This is a genomic window from Niallia sp. Man26 (genome assembly GCF_022049065.2).
In the GTDB taxonomy this organism is placed as follows: Bacteria; Bacillota; Bacilli; order Bacillales; family Cytobacillaceae; genus Niallia.
On sequence record NZ_CP095743.1, the window covers coordinates 280565 to 303122 of the forward strand.

Genomic DNA, 22558 nt, shown 5'->3' on the forward strand with positions numbered 1-22558 from the left:
TGCGGAGTTTCTTTACATATAAGCTTATTACATACTGCTGTCATCTTGATTCTTATTGATTCCTGATTCATCCATCTTTGCATCAAGCTTTCTTAATCTCTTAGCAGCAAAATCTTTTCCGCCAAGACCGAAGGCTAGTCCGAATGCAAGAGCTAGACCACCAAGGATAAGAGTGAATGCAGCTGTAACAATAGAAGAAGCAACACCTAATTGATCTAATGCCATAAAGATTGTAATGGCAATAATAGAGTACTTCGCTATGGAAGGAAGCAGTCTAAATGCCGCTCCATGAAGTAGTCCTGCAAGTGTGTTTTTCACAAGAACTCCGAGCCACAAACCTACACCAATAATTACAACAGCGGCAATGACTTGCGGCAAGTAAGCCACAACAGCCGTTGATAATGTAACTAAGAACTCAAGGCCGAGCAGATTTAATGCTTGGACTGCCATCAAGAAAACAACTAAAATTTGTGCAATTGAACCAATCAGGTTGGCAATGCTTGTAGAAGGTGCAATTCCTATCTTATGGACATAAGAATCGATTCCTAAGCCAGATAATAGGGATGAGACGATTTGTTTAATCCATTTACCAATCCATACGCCCAGCAATACAAGGAAGATTGCCACAGCAATGTTTGGAATCATTGTCAGTACATCATTCAGCATGCTTACTGCAGGCTGGGAGATTCCGTCTATATCCAGTTTCTCTAATGCAGAAATAACGACAGGAATCATAATGAAGATAAATACGATATTACCTACTATAGTAGATAGGGATGTTTTTTCAAATAACTTCGCCATTCCAAAGCGGTTAGCCAATGATTCTAAACCGACGCTTTGCAAGAAGCTTGTAATGATTGTGCGGACGATTTTTGCTGCAAAATAACCGACTAAAACAATCAACGCTGCTGCAAGAAGCTTAGGCAGGAATGCAAGAATATTTTGAAGCATGTTAGCAAATGGTTCTGAAACCCCGTATAAATCAAGTGCGCCTAAAACCGCAGGCAAGAAAAGAAGTAGTACAAAATAAAAGACGATATTCGCAATCTTGTCTATCAGGTTAGGCTGCTGTTGATTGTTGTCTAGTAATTTCCATTTGTTAAGTTTCTCATGGACTTTCAATGTGTTCCCTGACTTTTTAATCAAGTACTTTAAGCCAGAAGCAACCAGCCATGCAACCAATAGAATGATGGCAGCTTTTAGAATATTAGGGATTGCTCCAAAAATAGATGAGAGCATTGATACTAATGGTGATGTAATAACAGTTAAATTCAAGATGTTAAAGAAGAGACTGAATACATACACAAGTAGAATGTAAAATATTATTTTACTGATAATTTTTTCAGAAGAGTACTTTTTTGGTTTTCCTTCAGGAAAAATTTTATCATCGAGCTTTGTTTTCTGAAGTCCTTTATAAATGGCTTTCTCAATGATTTTTGCGATAATCCAACCGAGGATTAATACGACCACTGCCAAGAGAAAATCTGGCAATCTGTCTAAGTAGTTGTTCCATCCATTCCAATTTCCACTGTTATTTATCATATTATTCCTCCTTGTCATGACTTATTGTCCTTATTACCCGTCAGATTTGAGAATAAACTAAAAAGTTAGAAGGAAGGTTAGCTGAAATTGGAGTGGAAACAGAGAAGGTCTGCATTCTAGCTGCATAAAAAAAAGCGGATTTTCTCCGCTTGCTTATAATCCATCTTCTTCGAATCGGTAAATATCTTCATTGCTGCCGATGACAATCAGTGTATCGCCTTTATAAATTTTCTCTTCGGCAGAAGGGGAGACGATTGTATCGCCCTTTCGTTGAATGCCGATTATCGTACAGCCGAAATTGGCTCGAACATTTAATTCAAGAAGTGTTTGCTGGTGTACTTTCTCTGTGGCAGCTAATTCTACAATGCCGTGTTTATCTGACAGCTCAATATAATCAATCATTTTTTCAGAGATAACATGATGGGCGATTCTTTTAGCCATATCCCTTTCTGGATGGATGACTCGGTCTGCTCCTATCTTTTCTAGGACTCTTTTATGATAAGTATCTGCTGCTTTAACCCAAACTTGCTTCATGCCCATTTCTTTTAAAATCAAGGTTGTAAGTACGCTCGACTCAATGTCATCTCCCAAAGCAACAAAAGCATGATCCATGTTGCGGATTCCAAGAGTTGTCAGCGTTGCCTCGCTCATATTGTTGACCTGTACACAGTGCGTGGCAAACGGGCGGTATTTTTCGACCCTTTCCAGGCTTTGATCAATTGCCAATACCTCTGTTCCAGCCTCATGAAATTCTTTAACAAGACTCCCGCCAAAATTCCCTAGTCCAATCACCACAAATTGTTTTTTCACATAAGTTCCTCCGCTGCTTTTGTATTTGGACTATATTTTATCATAATGCTAGATATTTCCAAAGTTATGCAGAGACAAGTTAGCTTTTATGTACTTTATGGGTAAAGGGTATAAAAAGAAGGAGGATGCATAGAAACTATGAAATATAAAAATGCCCTTTTTATTTATAATGGCAATGCAGGCAAAAAGGAAACGGATGTACAGCTTCAAAGCTGTTTACCTGTGTTTGCAAATGAAATAGATCAATTGCATGTTTTTAAAACGAGCCGGCCAAAGCATGCTGCAGAAATATGCAGAGAGTATGGAGAGAAGGTAGATCTTGTAATTGTTCTTGGTGGAGATGGAACTATCCACGAATGCATAAATGGACTGGCCGGCTTACAGAAACGACCTGTGCTGACTGTCTTGCCAGGGGGGACATGCAATGATTTCAGCCGGACTTTAAATATACAGCAAAATTTGCAAAAAGCAGCCAAGGAGCTTGTTTCTAATGGAGAAGAAGAAGCTGTTGATATTGTTCAAACTGATTCTGCTTACTTCTTGAATTTTTGGGGGATAGGCATTGTTGCTGAAACATCAAATAATATTAGGGAAGAGGAGAAAAACGTTCTTGGAAAGGCGAGTTATGTTCTAAGTGCTATTAGAACCATCCAAAACACAGAGCCGAAAGAGCTTGTCATGAATATAGACGGCAAGGAAATACGTGAAAAGGCTGTTTTGGCAATAGTAGTGAATGGTAACTATATTGGGGGGAAACGATTGCCATTCTCCATTTCCTATAATGATGGAATGGTTGATGTTTTCCTTGTCAGGAATACAAATTTTCAGCTAGTAAAAGAGTTAAATGACTTGCGGAAAATTGACTTCGAAACAGATAAGGCGTTTATGGAGGAGGTTGTGTATATAAGAGGGAAACATATTAAAATAAGCTCTGAGCATTTTGTGGATGTGGATATGGATGGCGAGGTTTACACAAAAACACCAAGTGAACTGAAGGTTCTTCCTGGACATATTAAAATGCTGAAGCCAAAGTTAACATGAGAAAAGGCATCCTTTGAAAGGATGCCTTATTTTTTATTCAGATAAGTATGCTGTAAGCATCCATAGATGCTTCTCGATTTTTTCTGTTAATCCAATTGCGATATCATGTGTCACAGTATCGTCAAGCTCGTCAGCATGTCCCGCTAATGCTCTAAGTTGTGTATTGATGTGGCTGTAATCTTCTACAAGAGATTTCACCATTTCAGTTGCTGATAATTTTTCTGTGCTTTCTGATAGTGTAGAAGTTTCCATAAATTCTTTTAATGTGGAAACAGGCTTTCCACCGATTGCCAATAAACGTTCTGCAAGTTCATCTACAACTTCTGCCGCTTCGTCGTAGAGCTCTTCAAATTTTTCATGTAATGTAAAGAAGAAAGGTCCTTTTACATACCAGTGATGCTGGTGAAGTTTTGTGTAAAGCACGCTCCAGTTTGCTACTTGTACATTTAATTCTTTTTGTAATTCAACTTTAGTTTGTAATCCCATTTTGATTAGCTCCCTTCGATTTATCATACTTTAATTATAACAAGTTTTAATTTAAAATCAATACTTAATTATAATTATTTTAATTTAGTTTTGATTTCAATTTACTGATGATTCTTTCTACTACTATCATATACAGGAAACATGTGGAAAACTAGTGTAAAACACATAAGTTCAAATAACTTTCAAATATCACCATTATTTTCTGCAGCTGTTAGAAAACTATACCCGGTTGCTGCTAGGATTTAAACAAGCAAAAAAGCAGCAATGAATGATTTGCTGCTTTTTTTGCTTTCTATTATATGGAAAGAGAGGGAGAGAACATATAGCTGCGATGATGATAGCGAATGCTGAAGATTAGCCCCATTGCCATCATATTCGTCATTAGCGAGCTTCCTCCATAGCTGATAAAGGGAAGCGGAATACCTGTAATAGGAAGGAGCTGGATTGTCATCCCAATGTTCTCAAATACATGGAACGCAATCATGCTAATAACACCGACACATATATAAATGCTGTAAGGATCATTAGATAGAAAGGCAGTTCTGATTAAATGATATATAAGCAGGAAATATAGAATAATTAGGATGCTTCCACCCACAAAGCCATATTCCTCTCCAATAATAGTAAACACAAAATCTGTATGCCTTTCGGGGATATAAACCTCAACGTTCCCATAGCCCTTTCCTGAAATAAGACCTGAGCCTATTGCCTGCAGAGACCAGACGAGCTGGAGACCGGAATCTCCTGCTTCAACAGGATCAAGCCATGAGTCAATTCTGGCAAACTGATACTGGTCGATGCTTAAGTATTTAGCGAGAAGGCTTCTGCCGAAAACAGCTAAATACATCACAAGCGCCCCGAAGGAAATAATGGAGCTGTATAACGGAATAATGATCTTCCAGGTAATGCCTGAAACAAGAACCATCCCTGCGACGATGGCAATTAAAACTAATGTCGTTCCAAAGTCTTGTACAATAACAAGTCCTATTGGAATTCCTGCCGTAAGGCCTATTTTACATAAAAGGATAAGGTCTGTTTTTAATGAAGTATAAACTGTCTTTTCATGATGGTCATGGATAACCTTTGATAATGCCATAATCGTGAATACTTTCATATATTCCGAAGGCTGGATGCTGCCAACAGATGGGATGACATACCAGCTTTGAGCGCCGTTTCGTTCTGGAGTGAAATCGGTGATCGGTGCAAAAACGAGTCCTAGAAGAAGGGCGATTCCGATTCCGTATAAAATCCACGTCAGCTTCCTCAACTGGTCATTATCAAAGCAAGTAATAACAGCGATAGCGACCGAGCCGATCACATACCACATAATTTGTGAGGGCAGATAATCTTTGTCTGCACTGTATATCGACACACAGCTTGTCAAACAAAACAGCAGCAGCAGCAAACATAATGTCCAATCAACTTTATCTGAAACACTGTTGTTTCTTCCTCTCATAAGCAAAACTCCTTATAAATAACTGGAAATGAATTGCAATTATTAAGACGGTTACAAGGGACTAATAGTTTCCATTTTTTTATATTGGCAAAAAATATTTAACTTTTGCTTAAGTGAAAAAAATAACGCTTCATTAGAAATTGGGAAGTCATTCTAATGAAGCGTCTGGCTTTACATAATATGTTTGAGGAAGGCACTTGCGATGCCAAAATAAATAAACAAAGAAAAAATATCATTTAATGTAGTAATAAGTGGACCTGAAGCTACTGCCGGATCAATCTTAAAGCGATACAAAATCAGCGGAATGATTGTACCAGACAGTGTTCCGATAATAAGTGTAAAGAAAAGGGAGCATCCAACCACAAATCCTAAGACAGGATCTCCTTGCCATACATATGCTATTAATGTGATGATTATGCCACATGTTGCTCCAATTATAAGGCCGACAAGCAATTCCCTGAAAATTACCTTAGTAACAATCTTTTTATTAATTGTATTAGAAATTAATCCGCGAACGATAACCGCAAGCGATTGTGTGCCAGTATTACCGGTCATTCCGGAAATCATCGGCATGAAAAAGGACAACGCTACAGCTTTACTGAGAATATCCTCATAAGAACTGATAATGCTGCCTGACACTATGCCGATAAACAGGAGCAAAATAAGCCAAGGCAGTCTGCGATATGCTGCAACATGAGCTTTCGTATCGAAGTCTATATCCTTACCGCCGGCAGATAATTTTTGAATATCTTCATCAGCTTCCTGGATAACAACGTCAATAATATCATCGACGGTAACAATACCCATCAGCATGTTTTCATCATCAACAACAGGAATGGCTAAGAAATCATATTTCTGGATGATATGAGCAACTTGCTCTTGGTCCTCAGCAACAGAAACACTGATTACCCGCTCATACATAATGTCCCTGATTTTATCCTGCGGCTCTGCAATTAATAAATCCCGGTAAGATACTACTCCAACTAATTTCCGTTTTTGATCAATGACATAAAGATAGCTTAATGTTTCTGCAAAATCAGCAAAGCTCTTAAGCTTATCGACTGCTTCTCTTGTCGAATAATAATCGCGTATCCAAACAAAGCGGTTCGTCATTAGTCGGCCGGCTGTTTCATCCGGGTAGTTCATTAAGTTTTGGACGATGATGGACTCTTCTTTTTTCATCCCCGAAAGCAATTGTTCCGTTTTTTCCGGTGAAAGTTCATTAAGAAGGGATGCGAGGTCATCGTTGTCCATTAAATCAAGAACCTTCCCTGTCTTTTCAATGCCAAGTTTATTCAATATATCAAGCTGCTCTTCTTTATTAACCTCTTCGAGCAGGTCTGCTAACAAATCTGTATTTAGATAAAGGAGAAAGTGGGTCCTATGCTTATCGGGGAGTGATTCATAAATTTGAGCAATGTCGTATGGCTGAAGCTCATCAACAATTGTCTCAAATTCTGCTTTTTTATTTTCTTTCAGTGTTTTAATAATGTGAAGTGTGATTTGATTGTCTGACATGTTTTGTATCATACTTCCCACTCCTTTCCGCCAAAGTCATAGTTGTTTATACCCTGTACTATTATATGAAATAAACAACAAGAATGAAATGGATATTTTTTTACCATCGGGTTGTAAAAAGTATGTTAAGTTTTCTGACAATTAACTTGCTGTCAAATGAGATTGAGTTAATATTATCTTATAAAAGTTAATTTAATTATGTTACTTTCGTATATCCTTAATAATTGGTTTAAGGGTCTCTACTTAGAAACCGTAAATTTCTAGCTACGAAAAAACAGGCATTTTCAGCTTGTTTTTTCGTAGCTTTTTATGTGTATAGGGGGAAAAGGACAATGACGACAATATTAATCAAGAATGCACAAATCGTAACGATGAATGGGCAAGAAGAAATAGTAAACGGGGATATATTAATTGAAAATGACCTTATCAAGGCAATTGGACCAGAAATTGATGCTAGCACTGCAGATAAAATAATAGAGGCGGCAGGACATACGGTAATCCCAGGATTTGTGCAAACACATATTCATTTATGCCAGACCTTATTCAGGGGCAAGGGAGATGATTTAGAGCTGATGGATTGGCTGCGCAAACGAATCTGGCCACTAGAAGCTGCTCATGATGAGGACTCAATTTATTACTCAGCAATGCTGGGGATCGGTGAGCTGATGGAAAGCGGTACAACAACAATTGTCGATATGGAGACCGTTCATCATGCTGATTATGCTTTTCAGGCAATCGCCAAAAGCGGAATCAGGGCGGTTTCAGGGAAGGTGATGATGGATAAGGGCAGCGAGGTGCCAAAGGCTCTGCAAGAAAAAACGGCAGACTCTATCCAGCAAAGTGTGGATTTATTGGAAAAGTGGGATCAATTTGATGGAGGAAGAATAAAATACGCCTTTTCACCGAGATTTGTTGTGTCCTGTACAGAGGAACTCCTCAAAGAAGTAAAGGTGCTTTCAGATAAGTATAATGTGCTTGTACACACACACGCATCTGAAAACAAAACAGAAATTGAAATTGTTCAAGAAGAAACAGGAATGAGGAATGTAGTCTATCTTGATCATCTCGGCCTGGCCAATGAGCGGCTGATATTGGCTCACTGTATTTGGCTTGATGAAGAGGAAAAGAGGATTATAAAAGAAAAAGGAGTTCATGTAAGCCACTGCCCAGGCTCTAACCTAAAGCTGGCATCAGGTATTGCAGATACCCCTGAGCTCCTGTGTAATCATGCCTCAGTAAGCCTTGGTGCAGATGGAGCTCCATGCAATAATAATCTTGATATGTTCAATGAAATGAGATTAGCTGCATTAATCCAAAAGCCAATTCATGGTCCGACAGCAATGGATGCAAGAACAGTATTTAGAATGGCGACAATCGGCGGCGCAAAGGCAGTAGGATTAGAGAAAGAAATCGGAAGCATTGAAGTGGGGAAAAAAGCAGATATAGCCATTCTCGATTTACAAAACTTCCACACATATCCTTCTTATGATGTAGATCCAATATCGAGGATTGTCTACTCAGCAACAAGAGCTGATGTAGTAACAACAATAATTGACGGCAGAATCGTAATGGAAAATAAAATAATGCGAACAATAGATAAACCGCTCATTTTGAAGGAAGCAGATAGCAGCATAAAAAGATTATTGAAAAAAACGAATATTGTGTAGGGGTATCCCATCATAAAACCGTCTCTTTTATTGAGGCGGTTTTTTAAAATAAAATTACATCTATATATCATTTTTTATATTCCTTCGATAATTATATAAAACAACACAGATACCTTGTATAATGTAATGGAAAATGGCTTGCTGCTGTATCAATCTACGTATATTAGGAAAGCATACAGGGAGAAATTAAAATACTCCGAGACAGTTTACATATTTGTTTTTGACGATAAATCATTTAGAAGCTATTTAAGTTTGTTTTTGATAAACTAAATGGGATAAAAAGTATCTATTATTTTTGCTTAAAGGGTTTGGGGGGTACTTTATGAAAAAAGGCAATCATGATATCCGGGATGTAGTGTATATTCATCTTCATGAAAAGGAACGATTCGTCCTATCATACGGAATTGAATTTTACGAATTTTATCAATTTTTATCTGAATCGATTTCATCAATCTTACTTATGAAGCATCAGTTTGATGACGGAGAATTACATACACACACAATGTTTGAATATGTTTCTGACCAAAAAATTGCAAAGCTTGCCAAAGAAGATGTTTATGGTTACGGTGACTTTGCGTGGATCGATTTTGAGGAGACAGAGGCATTAGATGTGCTTGATGGGCAAACAATTGCGGAGCTACTATATCTTGCTCATAAAAGAGACCATTTAAGGGCGCCGTTCTATCAGCATCTCAACAACCAGTTTGTATATTTAGCTCATGATGACGGCTGGTTCAATAAGACATATTATAAAAACCTTCCTGTATTTTATTCCTTTTTCGGTGAGGTGCTAGGACAGAAACTGAACCGTTTGAAGGCAGACAAAACTTTGTTTGGGGTAAAAAAGAAGCGGGTATATACACCGCTGAGTCAGCAAGGAGTTCTGCTTTTAAAGGGTTTAATGAAAGAAGGAATGGTCATTTCCATTCAAAAGGCAAGCCAAAACCGGCTTCGGATTGAAATCCCTATATGGGTCATCGGTGATTATCTGAATATGGATAATATGTACGAAGAATATGAGAAAAAAAGCAAACAAAGCAATTATGATGCAAAGCTAATTTATGATAAAAGAACAAAAGAGTGGGAGGTTATCATTAACTAGCTAGAAAGTGGTGAATAGTTTTGAGCAACTCGATTTCGGAAGCTTTTCCCCAGCCGCTTGTCAGAATGCTGTTTAAAGAAAGACCAAATCGCTTTATTCTTACATGTCTGCACGAAGAAACAAACTCTATCGAGACTGTTCATTTAGCTGATCCTGGCAGATTGAAGGAACTGTTAGTCAAGGATACGGTCGTATATGTGCTCCCAAGTACAAATCCTAACAGGAAAACTAAATGGACTGCCGTGCTTGTTGAGCATGAAGGGATATTTGTATCTGTTAATACGACATTTCCTAACAAGCTGATTGAAAAAGTGTTGAAAAGCAGTGCGCTTCCCGAGCTTAACACGTTTAAATGGGTGAAATCAGAGTTTGCTTATGGCAATTCCAGATGGGATTTTATGCTGCAGAATGAAAAAGGCGAGGGGCTTTTGCTTGAAGTGAAAAGTGTCACACTTGCAGAGGGGAAGATCGGAATGTTTCCTGATGCTGTAACAGCACGAGGGGCTAAGCATGTTCAAGAGCTTGCAGCAATAGCGAAGGAAGGGACATGGAATACGGCTATATTATTTGTTGTCCAGCGGGAAGATGTTGATTTAGTTACATCTGCAGCACATATTGACCCCTTCTTTGCAGAATCACTCATTCAAGCTGAACAGGCTGGTGTGAGGCTGTTGGCATATACATGCAAGCTGTCTCTGGAGGGAATCCAACTTGATCGCCCGATACCTGTTGAGCTCGATAAAAAAATGCTTGCTGTTAACTAACTTTGACAGCTTAATTTAGTGTATAATCAACGTTGATGAAAAATGAAAAAGATAGAGGATGGTGCTTGGTGTGCTTTGCATTAAGCTTAAAAGGGAAGCTGGTGAAAATCCAGCACGGTCCCGCCACTGTAAATGACTGCTGTTCTTGCAATGATGCCACTGTAAACATATGGGAAGGCGCAAGGAAGCAATAGTCATAAGTCAGGAGACCTGCCATCCATCTATACACCTTAAAATGCCTACGAGGATAGGATGGTGTGGAGCGCGATTTTTATAATGAAAGTCCTTCCCGGAGGTTGTCCAATGGGACCTTTTAAAGCTGCCACACTCTTTTGCTAAAAAAAGTGTGTTTTTTTATGGGTTCTAATCTATGAGGACAAGCCCCTTTTTATTTTTCCAAACAAATAAAGGGAGGAAATAAAATGAAAAAGTATTATTCATTATTTTGCGGAGCGTTAATGGCGTGTTTAGTTTTGGCTGGATGCGGACAAGCTTCTGACAGTGAAAGTAATGACAAGCAGAAATCTGAACAAGCAGAGGCAGAGTTTCCTGTTACTATTACAGATGCAGTTGATAAAGAGGTAGTCATTGAAGAAGATCCTCAAAAAATCGTTTCCCTAATGCCAAGCAACACAGAAGTAGCTTTTGCATTAGGCGTGGGCGATGAAGTTGTTGGTGTTTCTGAAAGTGATGATTATCCAGAAGAAACGAAAGATATCGAAAAAGTAGTGGGTATGGAGCTTAATGTGGAGAAGATCCTTTCCTTAGATCCTGATTTAGTGCTTGCACATGAATCAGTCGCTGACACATGGGCAGATGGACTGCAGCAGATGAGCGACGCTGGGATAGATGTACTTGTAGTAAATGATGCGACTGATTTTAATGGTGTTTATAACAGTATTGAAATGATTGGTAAAGCAGTTGGTGAAAAAGAGAAAGCTGAAGAAATAGTTCAAGATATGAAGGATGACATTGCCTCTATTAAAGAAAAGGCTGCAAGCATATCTGAAAAAGACAAAAAGGATGTGTATGTAGAAGTCAGCCCTGAACCAAGTATTTTTACAACTGGAAAAGATACATTTATGCAAGAAATGATTGATACCATTAATGCAACAAATGTTATCAAGGAAGCTGGCTGGGTTCAAGTTGACCAAGAGGCAGTCATTGAGGCAGATCCAGATGTAGTTATAACTACTTATGGCGGCTACTCACCAGATCCGGTCGGTCAAGTAACAAAAAGGGATGGCTGGGATCAGGTAACGGCAGTAAAGGATAAACAAATAGTGGAAGTGGATGAAGATCTTGTATCACGTTCTGGCCCAAGGCTGGCACAAGGGGTAGAGGAATTTGCGAAGGCAGTATATCCTGATGTATTTAAATAAAACAAAAGCGGCTTATTTTTTGGCCGCTTTTTTTCTCATCATCGCACTTTTTTTAGGGATATCCATTGGAACGGTTTCTGTGTCTTTCTTAACGATCATCAAGATATTCATAAATTCAGTCAGTCATACAGAAGTATTTACAGTAGATACGATGCAAGCCAACATCGTTAGTAATATTCGTCTGCCTCGTGTTATCCTAGCGGGCCTTGTTGGTGCAAGCCTTGCAATTGCAGGCTGTGCTTTTCAAGGATTGCTGCGCAATCCGTTGGCAGACCCGTATACTCTCGGTGTATCCTCAGGTGCCTCTGTTGGTGCTGTGGCAACCTTGTTTTTTCATATTACCATTCCCTTTTTAGGGAGCTATACGTTGCCTGTGCTGAGTATTGTGACCGCTTTTTTAACCGTTTTTCTGGTGCTGTTATTTGCAAAAAAGCTGGACCCTGCTATGAAGGTAGAAACGATTATACTGACAGGCATTATTTTCAGTTCCTTTTTAGGCGCTTTTATTTCCTTGTTAATTGCGTTAACAGGAGATGAGCTAAGACAGATTATTGGCTGGCTGCTTGGAAGTGTTTCAATGAGGGGATGGACGTATATTCAAATGTTCCTGCCCTTTTTTATCATTGGCTGTTTGATTCTTTTATTGCAAGGCAGGGAGCTTAATATATTGGCATTCGGGGAAGAAAGAGCACAGCATTTAGGAGTGCAAGTAAGGTTTAGGAAAATGACCATTATACTTGCCGGCAGCATGCTCACAGGTGCTGCTGTTGCAGTATCTGGGACAATTGGCTTTGTTGGGCTTGTTATCCCACATTTAGTCAGGATAGTGGCTGGAAGTAATCACCGTCATGTACTGCCGCTGTCTATATTCGTTGGCAGCGGATTTTTAATCTTGGCAGATTTATTGGCAAGATCGATAATTTCCCCGGCGGAGCTGCCAATCGGTGTAATTACAGCCCTTTCCGGAGCTCCTGTATTTGCCATTTTGCTGTTGAACTATAGAAAGAAAGGGAGGTAAGACGATGCTGGAGGCAAAAAAGCTGTCATTTCAATATGGAGAGAAAAAAGTGTTAACGGATATTACTTTTTCTGTACAAAAAGGGGAAATGCTTGGCATACTCGGCCCGAATGGCAGCGGAAAAACAACTTTATTTAAGCTGATAAGCGGGATTGTTATACCTAATGCTGGGGAGCTTTTTATTAAAGGCAGAAAAGTCTCCGAATATAAACAAAAGGAATTTGCCCAGATCGTTTCTACCCTTTCTCAACAAACCGCAGAGGCATTTTCTTATACTGTCGAGGAAATCGTTTCAATGGGCAGATATGCACATCAAAAAGGCTGGATGCAAGGATTATCAAGGGAGGATAAAGCTGTCATTCATAGCGCAATGGAACAGACAGGCATCAGCCATTACAGCAATACCTTGATTGGTGAGCTGTCTGGAGGGGAAAAGCAAAGGGTGTATTTAGCGCAATGCTTGGCACAGGAGCCTGAAATTCTCCTACTTGATGAACCGACTAACCATCTTGATCTTTCCTTTCAAAAGGAGCTGCTTGAATTATTAAAAGAGTGGAGCAAAAAGCGGGGCTTGACGGTTGTTTGTATTTTTCATGACTTAAATTTGGCTAGTCTTTATTGTGACAGGCTATTATTGCTTCATAACAGCGAGATTGAAGCAGACTCGCACCCGCGGAACGTTCTTCAAGAGGATAAAATAAAAAAAGTATACGGCACAGATGTGATAAGAGCTCAGCATCCGCAAGTGCCGGCGGCGAACCTTGTGCTCTCTCTTAGAGAAAGCAGTGCTGATTTGCAAGAGGAAGTTGGCGAAGCTAATTTGACCCTCTCTAAAGAATACATAGCCATTACAACCGATATTCCACTGAAATCATTATCTTCTGGTGTGACAGGAGCAGGGATAGGCTGGCACAAATATTTTATTAACCGTCATGTGAATAAAGACTACAACTGTGATGATTATAAAATGGAGATGAATGATTATCTCGTTAAAAACGGGTTTTTGCCAAGTGAAACGGTTGCGATGATGACAGCGGTTGAGCTGGAGGATACTGCTTACCGCAAATATCAGGCAGGTGCCACCAGTCTTTTCTTCGTCGTTGCTGCCAGTGTCGGCAATCCGGCGGATGCAGCTTTGAGTGAGCAGCACTCCTCACTCATTGTCCCGGGCACGATTAATATTTGGATATTTATAAATGGCGAGCTGTCTGAGCAAGCATTTCTGCAATGTGCGATGACGGCAACAGAGACGAAAGCAAGCGTACTTCGGAACAGACAAGTAACTGATCCTGCTACTGGCACGCCTGCAACGGGAACTCCCACAGACAGCTTGCTTGTTGCTGCTACCCAAAAAGGCAAATTTCATGAATTTGGCGGCAACATTACAGATTTAGGGAAAGCTGTTGCTAAAGGAGTTTATGAGGTAATGACGATGGCTTTGGATAAAAGGCAAAATAGGAAGACAGCTTTAGAAAGAGGGATGAAATGAAAATTTATACGAAAACAGGAGATAAAGGCCAGACACATATCATTGGCGGAAGAGCTTATAAAGATGATATCAGAGTGGAAGCTTACGGCACAGTGGATGAAGCGAATTGCTTCGTTGGCCAGGCCATTTCTTTGTTAGTGGAGGATATTTATTCAGATGTAAAGGCGGATTTAGAAAAAATTCAGCATGAGCTTTTTGACTGCGGTGGAGATTTAGCTAGCATAACAAAAAACAGGCCGTTAAAGTTACCGGAAGAAGCTGTTTTGTATTTGGAAGAGCGCATCGATGATTTAATGGAGGAAGCGCCGCCGATTGAACGGTTTATTCTGCCGGGGGGAACAGCTGCGGCCAGTGCCATCCATATTGCCCGAACAGTAACAAGAAGAGCGGAGCGGTGTGTTGTTACTTTAATGAGGGAAGAGGAGCATGTCCCTGAATTGCCCTTAAAGTATTTAAACCGTTTATCTGATTATTTCTTTGCATTAGCGCGAGTCATTAATTTTCGCAGCAATGTAAGTGATATAGAGTATGTCAGAAGTGCCAAGGTTTTTCGCGGAGAAAATAAGAAAGAAGATTAAAGGCTTGGCAGCCTGTCTTAGATGACCGATAAATAGCCTATAGAAATTTCTTTGAATAAGCTGCATTTACATGGCTTGTGACATAATTTATTACAAAAGCATGCGCAAATTTTACAATTTGATAAAAAGCAGAGCTAGTCCATGATTCCTCTTTTGAAGATAAGGGTGTAGTGGTAGAATAACAAGTGTGTGTCTTTAAAATATGGAGGTACGAATTATGAAAAAGAAAATTGGTTTACTATATGGCGGAAAATCCGCTGAACATAGAGTCAGCATGCAAACTGCCTTGGCTGTTATAAAAGCCTTGGATACAGATAAATTTGATATTCATCCAATTTACATAACAGAGACGGGTGAATGGATTAGAGGAGAACAGCTTACTGGGCCTGTAGAAACAGTGAAAGAATTAGAGTTTAAAAGACAGGAAGGGCTATCAGGAACAGTTCTTTCTCCTGACTTGTTCCAAGCTGGTGACACTCAGCTTGATGTTATTTTCCCATTGCTTCACGGACCGAACGGGGAAGACGGAACAGTGCAAGGGCTGCTTGAGCTGTTGAATCTTCCTTATGTAGGTAATGGTGTATTAGCATCATCTGCTGGTATGGATAAGGTAATCATGAAGAATATCTTTGAGGTAGCCGGATTAAACCAGGTTAAATACACTTCTTTCATTCGAAGTGAATGGCAAAGTGAAAAAGAAGCAGCCTATACAAAAGTAGAACAAGACTTAGGCTATCCATGTTTTGTGAAACCAGCTAATTTAGGCTCAAGTGTAGGCATCAGCAAATGTACGTCTCGAAATGAGCTGGATGCTGCGTTTGAGGAAGCATTCCAATTCGACCGCAAAATCATTGTGGAAGAGGGCGTTACAGCAAGAGAAATCGAAGTGGGTGTTCTTGGTAACGATTTCCCAGCAGTGTCTGTTGCTGGGGAAATCGTTCCGAAGAAAGATTTCTATGACTATAAGGCGAAATATGAGGATGGAAATACTGGTTTAATCATCCCGGCAGAAGTGTCAGAGCAAGAATATGCAGCAATTAAGGAAGATGCAATTAAAGCTTTCAAGGCACTAGATTGCTCTGGTCTTGTTCGTGCTGACTTCTTCTTGACAAAAGACGGCAAAGTTTATATAAACGAAGTGAACACAATGCCTGGCTTTACTCCATTCAGCATGTTCCCATTGTTATGGAAGCATACAAATGTTGAATATGCAGCTCTTATCGAAAAGCTTGTAGACTTGGCAGTAGAAAGACATGAAGAAAAACAAAGCATCAAATATACTTTTTAAGGGTAAGGGCATATTTGAAAGAAGACAGCCCGCCCTTTAAAGAAAAAAGGAGGCATTTTTTAACTGCCTCTTTTTTTTGCCAAACAATAATCTACCTAAAAAGGAGGAGACTGCTATGATCCGGAGATCTTTGCAACAAGCAGCAGATATGATTGGACCAGATGCAACTTTAAGTTCAAGCGATATTGGAGAAGTCATCATTCATGGGGTGACAATTGATTCAAGAAAAATTCAGCCAGGCAACCTTTTTATCCCCTTTAAAGGAGATAAAACAGATGGTCATAAGTATGTTGAGGCTGCTATTCAAAATGGGGCAGCTGCGTCCTTTTGGCAGAAGGATGTTCCAAATCCCCCCGAGCATTTACCGCTTATTTTTGTGAGCGACCCGATGACTAGCATCCAGAATCTTGCAAAAAGCTACCGTCATGAACTGGATATAAAAGTGGTTGGTATAACAGGAAGCAATGGGAAAACGTCTACAAAGGACATTACTACTAATCTCCTGTCATTGAAATATAAAGTGCAAAAAACAGAAGGTAATTATAACAACCATTTAGGACTTCCTCTAACAGTGCTGAGCCTAGAGGAAGACACAGATGTGGCTGTACTGGAAATGGGCATGAGCGGCCGGGGAGAGATTGATTTCCTGACAAAATTGGCTGAACCTGATGTTGTTGTTATCACTAATATTGGAGAATCCCACCTGCAGGATCTTGGTTCAAGAGAAGGCATTGCTGAAGCGAAGCTGGAGATTTTGAATGGGTTGAAAAAGCAAGGCAGAATTGTTTACTTTGGTGATGAACCGCTGTTGGCTGAAAGAATACCGACTTTTGATAAACCTGATGCTGCTATATGTTCTTTCGGCTTAGAAGATAAGAATAGTCTTTATCCGTTTGAAATAGAAGAAAGCAGTACAGGCAGCAAATTTAAGATAAACAAAAGTGATAAGGAGTTCAGCCTGCCGATATTAGGGAAGCACAATATCCTCAATGCATTGGCAGCAATGCTTGTAGCAGATTATTTTGATATCAGCTATGAGAAAATGGATGAAGGGTTCCAGAATTTAAAGCTGACTAATATGAGAATGGAGCTTTTAGAAGGGCAAGGTGGCCTGAAAGTCATTAATGACGCTTATAATGCCAGCCCTACAAGCATGAGAGCTGCTATAAATGTACTGCAAAGCCTTCCTGGCTTTAAGCATAAAGTTCTAGTACTAGGAGATATGCTTGAGTTAGGACCAGATGAGGCAACATTCCATTACGAAATTGGCGAGGAGATTGATGCTGCGGCAATTGATTATGTTTTCACGTTTGGTGAACTGGGCAAGCATATTGCACAAGGAGCAAAGACAGTATTTGCAAATGAAAGAGTTCAATCCTTCCTAGACAAAAGCGAATTGATTCAAGAATTGAAAAAAGTTGTTGATGGCGAAACAGCAGTCTTAGTTAAAGCATCAAGAGGAATGAGGCTGGAAGAGGTAGTAAAAGCTCTCCAGTAAGGTTTTTGAGTTAACAAGACAGGGAACAAAGGAATCTAGATGATTCTAGTTCCCTTTTTTGGTTTTAAATAGAATCGCAGAAGATATAGTGTAATTTATTATTAAATAGTGTAAAATGTAAACAAAACAATTGGTGGTGTTATCATTGACTGCTTGTTTATGTATTCACGGTTTTACCGGGGCTCCTAATGAGGTGGAGCCATTGGCGGAATTTTTAGGAGAAAACACAGATTGGGAATGTGCTGTACCTGTTTTACCTGGTCATGGTGAGCTTTTGCAATTAAGAGGAGTTCCTTTTAATGAATGGATAAGTTGTGCGGAAAGAGCATTGGAGGATTTATTGAAGAGGCATAAGGAGGTTTATGTAATCGGTTTTTCCATGGGAGGAATGATTGCAAGCTATCTAGCTGCCCATTATCCTGTAAAGAAGCTGGTACTGTTAAGCGCCGCTGCTTATTATATTAATCCACGGCAGTTGGGTGCAGACATCATTAGTATGTGCAAAGATCTTTATAGTGGGAAATTGCTTCAAAATGAACTGTTTAACCGCTATTCTTATAAAATCAAAACAACTCCCATTTCTGCGACTATCCAATTTAGAAAGCTTGTGCGGCATATTAAGCCGTTGCTTGAAACTATCACTATTCCGACGTTTATAGCCCAAGGAGAAAGTGATGGAATCGTCCCACTAAAGAGTGCGGAGTACTTATACGAAACCATTAAGGCAAGAAAGAAAAAGATTATGTATATGAAAGATTCCAAGCACTTAATCTGTCATTGTAAGGAGAAGCAAGTCCTTTTCTCTGAAATATTAAGCTTTTTATCATGAAGAAAAGGACCTTCCCTTTTCTGATAAAGTATGGAAGAATCTAGGATTAATATCCTATTTTTATATGTGGAAACGAAAGAAAATTAGCTGTTTTTTTAATGATAGCAAGCCTTGAGCTCCATTTTAAAACCGAGAAAGAAACTTGGCTTTTGAACTTCCACATTATTGCAAACCGATATTGTAAGTGATAAGATTATTTCTAAAAGTATTATGAAAATAAATGAAATGGTTATACTGAAAAAGGCACAATAAACATATTCAAATAAAAAGCAGTCAAATAGAGAGAAATTATTCAACATGGCAGATGCTTTGCATCCTCTTTATGGAGGAGATGTTTGCAAATTGTGCCCAAAATTTCTCTGTCTTTGGCTGACTTTTCAGTTTTAGCTAGCTATAAAAATTATAGAGTCATTTGAAATATTTCTCCTATTAACTTGGTTGAAAAGTATCTCATACTTGAGAAAAAAAGCATATAGCCTCGGAGTTTCTCCTTATAATTTTAAGTGATGATTATAATCCACAAAAACTTATGCATTCATAAAAAATATACGTAGTTTATTGTAATTATTAACTGTTTGGGGAAAAAACGGATAAGTGGACGGGTCAAACCATTTTTTATATGTTTCATTGATGGTAAAAAGGGGTACATACAATGGTTATTATTGGGGTAGACCATTATACCGTGGATATTTTTAATGACTAGAAGGAGATTGAATATATTGGTTAAGTTTCAAGATTTAGGCATCAGTTCTGCGACAATGAAAGCTTTAAATAGAATGGGGTTTGAGGAAGCGACTCCTATTCAAGCCGAAACAATTCCGTTGAGCCTTCAAAATAAGGACCTTATCGGTCAGGCGCAAACAGGAACAGGAAAAACAGCAGCATTCGGTGTGCCTCTAGTAGACAAAATAGATATAAGCAATGAAGTAGTGCAAGGCATAATCATTGCACCAACACGTGAATTAGCGATACAAGTATCAGAAGAGCTATACAAAATTGGTTTTGGAAAGCGTACAAGAGTATTGTCCATTTTCGGAGGCCAAGACATTAACCGCCAAATCCGTGCACTGAAGAAGAATCCGCATATCATTGTAGGAACTCCAGGGCGGATATTAGATCATATCAACAGAAAAACACTTCGTTTAGATAATGTTTCTACTGTTATATTGGATGAGGCAGATGAAATGCTGAACATGGGATTCATCGATGATATCGAAGCAATCCTTTCTAAAATTCCAGAAGAGAGACAAACATTGCTATTCTCAGCTACAATGCCTCCGCAAATCAGAAGAATGGCAGAGCGCTTCATGAAGGAGCCTCAAGTGGTCAAGGTAAAAGCAAAAGAAATGACTACACCGCTTATTGAACAATATTATGTTGAAACACAAGAAAAAACGAAGTTCGATATTTTAACAAGATTATTGGATATCCAATCACCAGAATTAGCAATCATCTTCGGACGCACAAAGCGCCGTGTTGATGAGCTGTCTGAGGCTTTGAACCTGCGCGGTTATACAGCAGAAGGCATTCATGGTGACCTTAGCCAAGCGAAACGTATGTCTGTTTTGCGTAAATTTAAAGAAGGTGCCATTGATGTTCTTGTAGCTACAGATGTTGCTGCACGTGGATTGGATATTTCCGGAGTTACACATGTTTATAATTTCGATATTCCGCAAGATCCAGAAAGCTATGTGCACCGTATCGGAAGAACGGGAAGAGCTGGTAAAGAAGGAATGGCGATTACGTTTATCACATACCGTGAAAGATCATATCTTCAAGTTGTCGAAAAAGTGACAAAGAAAAAAATGGAGAAGATGATTCCGCCTACTGTTGATCAAGCACTAGAAGGACAGCAAAAAGCTGTATTGGAAAAAATCATGCAGACAATTGATGAGAATAATCTTGATTCTTACAAAACAGCTGCAGATGAACTTCTGGAACAAAAAGATGCTTCTACAGTTGTAGCTGCTGTTCTAAAAATGATGACAAAAGAACCGGATACAACTCCAGTTAAATTGACAGAGGAAAAGCCGCTTCCACAAAGACGTGACCGTAAGTTTAATGACCGCAACAGCGGTGGCGGTTATAAAGGCAAGAAGAGCTATAACTCTAACTCTAATTCTAATTCTCGCCAAAGACAAGGCTACAGCAACAAAAGATCAGGCCAATCTAGCAGCAGCAGCTATTCTAAATCTAATTCTTACAGATAAGAATTCAACCCCTGTGAAGTGAATCTTCACAGGGGTTTTTTATGTTTTTTCTTGTGCATACTAACCAAAAGGCTTGTAAGGAAGGATGTTAGCCAATTGACTATATTCAAACTAGGCTATGTTGCAATGAGTGAAAATCTCAAAAATGCATCACCATCTCAAACGATGACATATAAGCAATTCTCCCAAATTGCGAATAAGGAAGCGGCATTGCAGAAGCTTGAGAGGATTGCCATCAGCAATCTTGAGAATTGCTTAAGACTCTTAAAACATAATATAGGTAATGATATTCACTTCTTTCGTTTTAGCTCTAAGCTGATACCTCTTGCCAATCACCCAGAGCTTCAAGGCTGGAACTTTATGCGGCCGCTGAAACCAAAGCTGTCAGAATTGGGGGAATGGGTAAAGAAGCATTCCATGCGCGTCGATTTTCATCCAGACCATTTTGTTGTTTTAAACAATTCTCATGCTGATATCTTAAAAGCATCCTTGAAGACACTGTCTGTCCATGAGGGGTTGCTGAAAGGGATGGCTATAAATACTACTCACAGATGTGTGCTTCATGTCGGAGGAGCCCATGATGATAAGGAAGGGGCACTAGAGCAGTTTATCGTCAATTGGGGATTTGTTCCTGAGAAGCTGCAAAGAATGATTATCCTTGAAAATGATGATACGACCTTTACGATTGATGACACCCTTTATTTATGTGAAAAATTAGGGATACCGTTTGTTTTTGATTTGCATCATCACCTAGCCAACCATACGGACAGCAATTGGGAGGAACAGTGGCCGAGAATGATAGAAACGTGGAAAGACTCTCCGCTTCCTCTGAAAATGCATATATCCAGTCCCCGTTCTGAAGCAGAATTTCGGGCGCACGCCGATTATATTGATGTTGATATGTTTATGGGATTTTTGGAGAAAGTCAATCAGACTTTGCCAGAAATACATTGTATGATTGAAGCGAAAGCAAAGGATAATGCCCTCTTTCAACTGGCAAAAGATCTTCGTGAGTCAGGGAGGGCAGAATTCATTGATCAGTCTACCTTTACTTTGAAAAATCAATCATAAATGAGTTTTTTAGGTCAGCGAAACAGACCGATTAATGCAAGCAAAATAATAATTGTCCAAATCGTCAGCGTTCGCGCTGGCGGTTTTCTGTTTGAGCGAACTCTTCCTTTGAGTTCTAAAAACTCTTCTTTATACGAAGAGAAGATTTTTCTGCCTTTCGCTTCAATAAGGCTCCCGGCTGCCATTCCAAAGAAAAAGCCGAATAGATGTGCAGCAATATTAATATTGGGTTGGAGGAACGTCATGATTAAGCTTAATGCCGCAATCGTGCCAATTACTTGTGAATTATTCCTTGATATAATATCTTTGCGGAATACAATTAAAGCGATATAGTAGCCGAATAGACCAAAAATGCTGCCGCTTGCACCGAGATGTGAAAAGGTGAGCGGTTCTGTCACAAGGGTGGCGAGATTTGCTAATATGCCAGTTAACAAGTAAATAGCAATAAATTTAAATTTACCAAGTATTCTTTCTAATGCAGGTCCAAATAAAAAGATGCTGAAGCAATTGAACAGGAAATGGGAAAAGCTCGTATGCAGGAAAATCGGTGTGATCAGTCTCCACCAGTCTCCTTGGATAATATAGAGATTGACGCCAACCATGTTCGTCATGATAAGCTGGTTTGGAAAAACAGGCAGTACAGTTGATAAGTAAACCAACAAGTTAATGAACAGAATGAGAGAAACAATAGGATAGTAAGTTAAATACTCTTTAAAGCTTTCTCTTCTTGTAAACAATAAAAAACCTCCTTTGCACTTAGTTTCATGATAGCCAATGGGAAGGGAAAGATACAAATAATTTATGCTTAC

At 39.2% G+C, this 22558-nt stretch carries 19 protein-coding genes and 2 riboswitches; of the genes, 13 read left to right on the forward strand and 6 right to left on the reverse strand.

Annotated features, from left to right (window positions below; translation table 11 throughout):
* Positions 1 to 27: 27 nt before the first annotated feature.
* The gene (locus L8T27_RS01505) at positions 28 to 1542 is read right to left on the reverse strand and encodes a mechanosensitive ion channel (protein ID WP_233316902.1); all 1515 of its coding nucleotides are present in this window, start codon (positions 1540 to 1542) and stop codon (positions 28 to 30) included.
* Positions 1543 to 1695: 153 nt separating this feature from the next.
* Positions 1696 to 2352 (reverse strand): potassium channel family protein, encoded by a 657-nt coding sequence (locus tag L8T27_RS01510; protein ID WP_233316903.1) that lies wholly within the window; start codon positions 2350 to 2352, stop codon positions 1696 to 1698.
* A gap of 138 nt (positions 2353 to 2490) precedes the next feature.
* Here L8T27_RS01510 and L8T27_RS01515 point away from each other — a divergent pair, with 138 nt between their 5' ends.
* On the forward strand, positions 2491 to 3393 hold the full coding sequence (locus tag L8T27_RS01515) for a YegS/Rv2252/BmrU family lipid kinase (protein ID WP_233316904.1): 903 nt from the start codon (positions 2491 to 2493) through the stop codon (positions 3391 to 3393).
* Between the two features lie 33 nt (positions 3394 to 3426).
* On the opposite strand, the gene L8T27_RS01520 is transcribed toward L8T27_RS01515, so the two are convergent.
* The 3 genes from L8T27_RS01520 to mgtE all read right to left on the reverse strand — a co-directional run bounded on the left by L8T27_RS01520 (position 3427) and on the right by mgtE (position 6865).
* On the reverse strand, positions 3427 to 3879 hold the full coding sequence (locus tag L8T27_RS01520; RefSeq protein ID WP_233316905.1) for a Dps family protein: 453 nt from the start codon (positions 3877 to 3879) through the stop codon (positions 3427 to 3429).
* A 295-nt stretch (positions 3880 to 4174) separates the two neighbouring features.
* Entirely contained in the window at positions 4175 to 5335 is a 1161-nt protein-coding gene (locus L8T27_RS01525; RefSeq protein ID WP_233316906.1) for an FtsW/RodA/SpoVE family cell cycle protein, read from the reverse strand.
* A 171-nt stretch (positions 5336 to 5506) separates the two neighbouring features.
* The gene (mgtE, locus tag L8T27_RS01530) at positions 5507 to 6865 is read right to left on the reverse strand and encodes a magnesium transporter (RefSeq protein WP_233316907.1); all 1359 of its coding nucleotides are present in this window, start codon (positions 6863 to 6865) and stop codon (positions 5507 to 5509) included.
* A 175-nt stretch (positions 6866 to 7040) separates the two neighbouring features.
* A riboswitch (purine riboswitch) is annotated at positions 7041 to 7140 on the forward strand.
* A 45-nt stretch (positions 7141 to 7185) separates the two neighbouring features.
* Between mgtE and L8T27_RS01535 the strand changes: the two genes are divergently transcribed.
* The 12 genes from L8T27_RS01535 to uvsE all read left to right on the forward strand — a co-directional run bounded on the left by L8T27_RS01535 (position 7186) and on the right by uvsE (position 21749).
* Entirely contained in the window at positions 7186 to 8520 is a 1335-nt protein-coding gene (locus L8T27_RS01535) for a 5'-deoxyadenosine deaminase (RefSeq protein WP_237940576.1), read from the forward strand.
* A gap of 322 nt (positions 8521 to 8842) precedes the next feature.
* Complete coding sequence (locus tag L8T27_RS01540) at positions 8843 to 9622, forward strand: hypothetical protein (RefSeq protein WP_233316909.1); 780 nt, start codon at positions 8843 to 8845, stop codon at positions 9620 to 9622.
* A gap of 20 nt (positions 9623 to 9642) precedes the next feature.
* Complete coding sequence (gene sfsA, locus L8T27_RS01545; RefSeq protein ID WP_237940577.1) at positions 9643 to 10386, forward strand: DNA/RNA nuclease SfsA; 744 nt, start codon at positions 9643 to 9645, stop codon at positions 10384 to 10386.
* A 43-nt stretch (positions 10387 to 10429) separates the two neighbouring features.
* A riboswitch (cobalamin riboswitch) is annotated at positions 10430 to 10618 on the forward strand.
* A 190-nt stretch (positions 10619 to 10808) separates the two neighbouring features.
* Positions 10809 to 11768, forward strand: coding sequence for an ABC transporter substrate-binding protein (locus L8T27_RS01550; RefSeq protein WP_233316911.1), 960 nt, complete (start codon positions 10809 to 10811; stop codon positions 11766 to 11768).
* Positions 11734 to 12786, forward strand: a complete 1053-nt coding sequence (locus L8T27_RS01555; protein WP_248574467.1) for a FecCD family ABC transporter permease — start codon at positions 11734 to 11736, stop codon at positions 12784 to 12786. Before L8T27_RS01550 ends, L8T27_RS01555 begins: the two co-directional genes overlap by 35 nt.
* A gap of 4 nt (positions 12787 to 12790) precedes the next feature.
* On the forward strand, positions 12791 to 14275 hold the full coding sequence (locus tag L8T27_RS01560; protein ID WP_233316913.1) for an adenosylcobinamide amidohydrolase: 1485 nt from the start codon (positions 12791 to 12793) through the stop codon (positions 14273 to 14275).
* Positions 14272 to 14853 carry a cob(I)yrinic acid a,c-diamide adenosyltransferase gene (locus L8T27_RS01565; protein ID WP_233316914.1) on the forward strand — a complete coding sequence of 194 codons (582 nt, stop codon included), beginning with the start codon at positions 14272 to 14274 and terminating at the stop codon, positions 14851 to 14853. The genes L8T27_RS01560 and L8T27_RS01565 overlap by 4 nt, the downstream gene beginning before the upstream one ends.
* Before the next feature lie 217 nt (positions 14854 to 15070).
* Complete coding sequence (locus tag L8T27_RS01570; protein ID WP_237940578.1) at positions 15071 to 16141, forward strand: D-alanine--D-alanine ligase; 1071 nt, start codon at positions 15071 to 15073, stop codon at positions 16139 to 16141.
* Between the two features lie 115 nt (positions 16142 to 16256).
* Positions 16257 to 17639: a UDP-N-acetylmuramoyl-tripeptide--D-alanyl-D-alanine ligase gene (locus L8T27_RS01575; RefSeq protein ID WP_233316916.1), complete on the forward strand. Its 1383-nt coding sequence runs from the start codon at positions 16257 to 16259 to the stop codon at positions 17637 to 17639.
* A 145-nt stretch (positions 17640 to 17784) separates the two neighbouring features.
* Positions 17785 to 18468, forward strand: a complete 684-nt coding sequence (locus L8T27_RS01580) for an alpha/beta hydrolase (protein WP_237940580.1) — start codon at positions 17785 to 17787, stop codon at positions 18466 to 18468.
* Between the two features lie 719 nt (positions 18469 to 19187).
* A complete protein-coding gene (gene cshA / locus L8T27_RS01585) occupies positions 19188 to 20678 on the forward strand; it encodes a degradosome RNA helicase CshA (protein ID WP_282581413.1) in 1491 nt (496 codons plus the stop codon).
* A 96-nt stretch (positions 20679 to 20774) separates the two neighbouring features.
* Positions 20775 to 21749: a UV DNA damage repair endonuclease UvsE gene (gene uvsE, locus L8T27_RS01590; RefSeq protein WP_237940582.1), complete on the forward strand. Its 975-nt coding sequence runs from the start codon at positions 20775 to 20777 to the stop codon at positions 21747 to 21749.
* Positions 21750 to 21763: 14 nt separating this feature from the next.
* Here uvsE and L8T27_RS01595 read toward each other — a convergent pair whose 3' ends face one another.
* Positions 21764 to 22486, reverse strand: coding sequence for a rhomboid family intramembrane serine protease (locus tag L8T27_RS01595; RefSeq protein WP_233316919.1), 723 nt, complete (start codon positions 22484 to 22486; stop codon positions 21764 to 21766).
* Between the last annotated feature and the right edge of the window lie 72 nt (positions 22487 to 22558).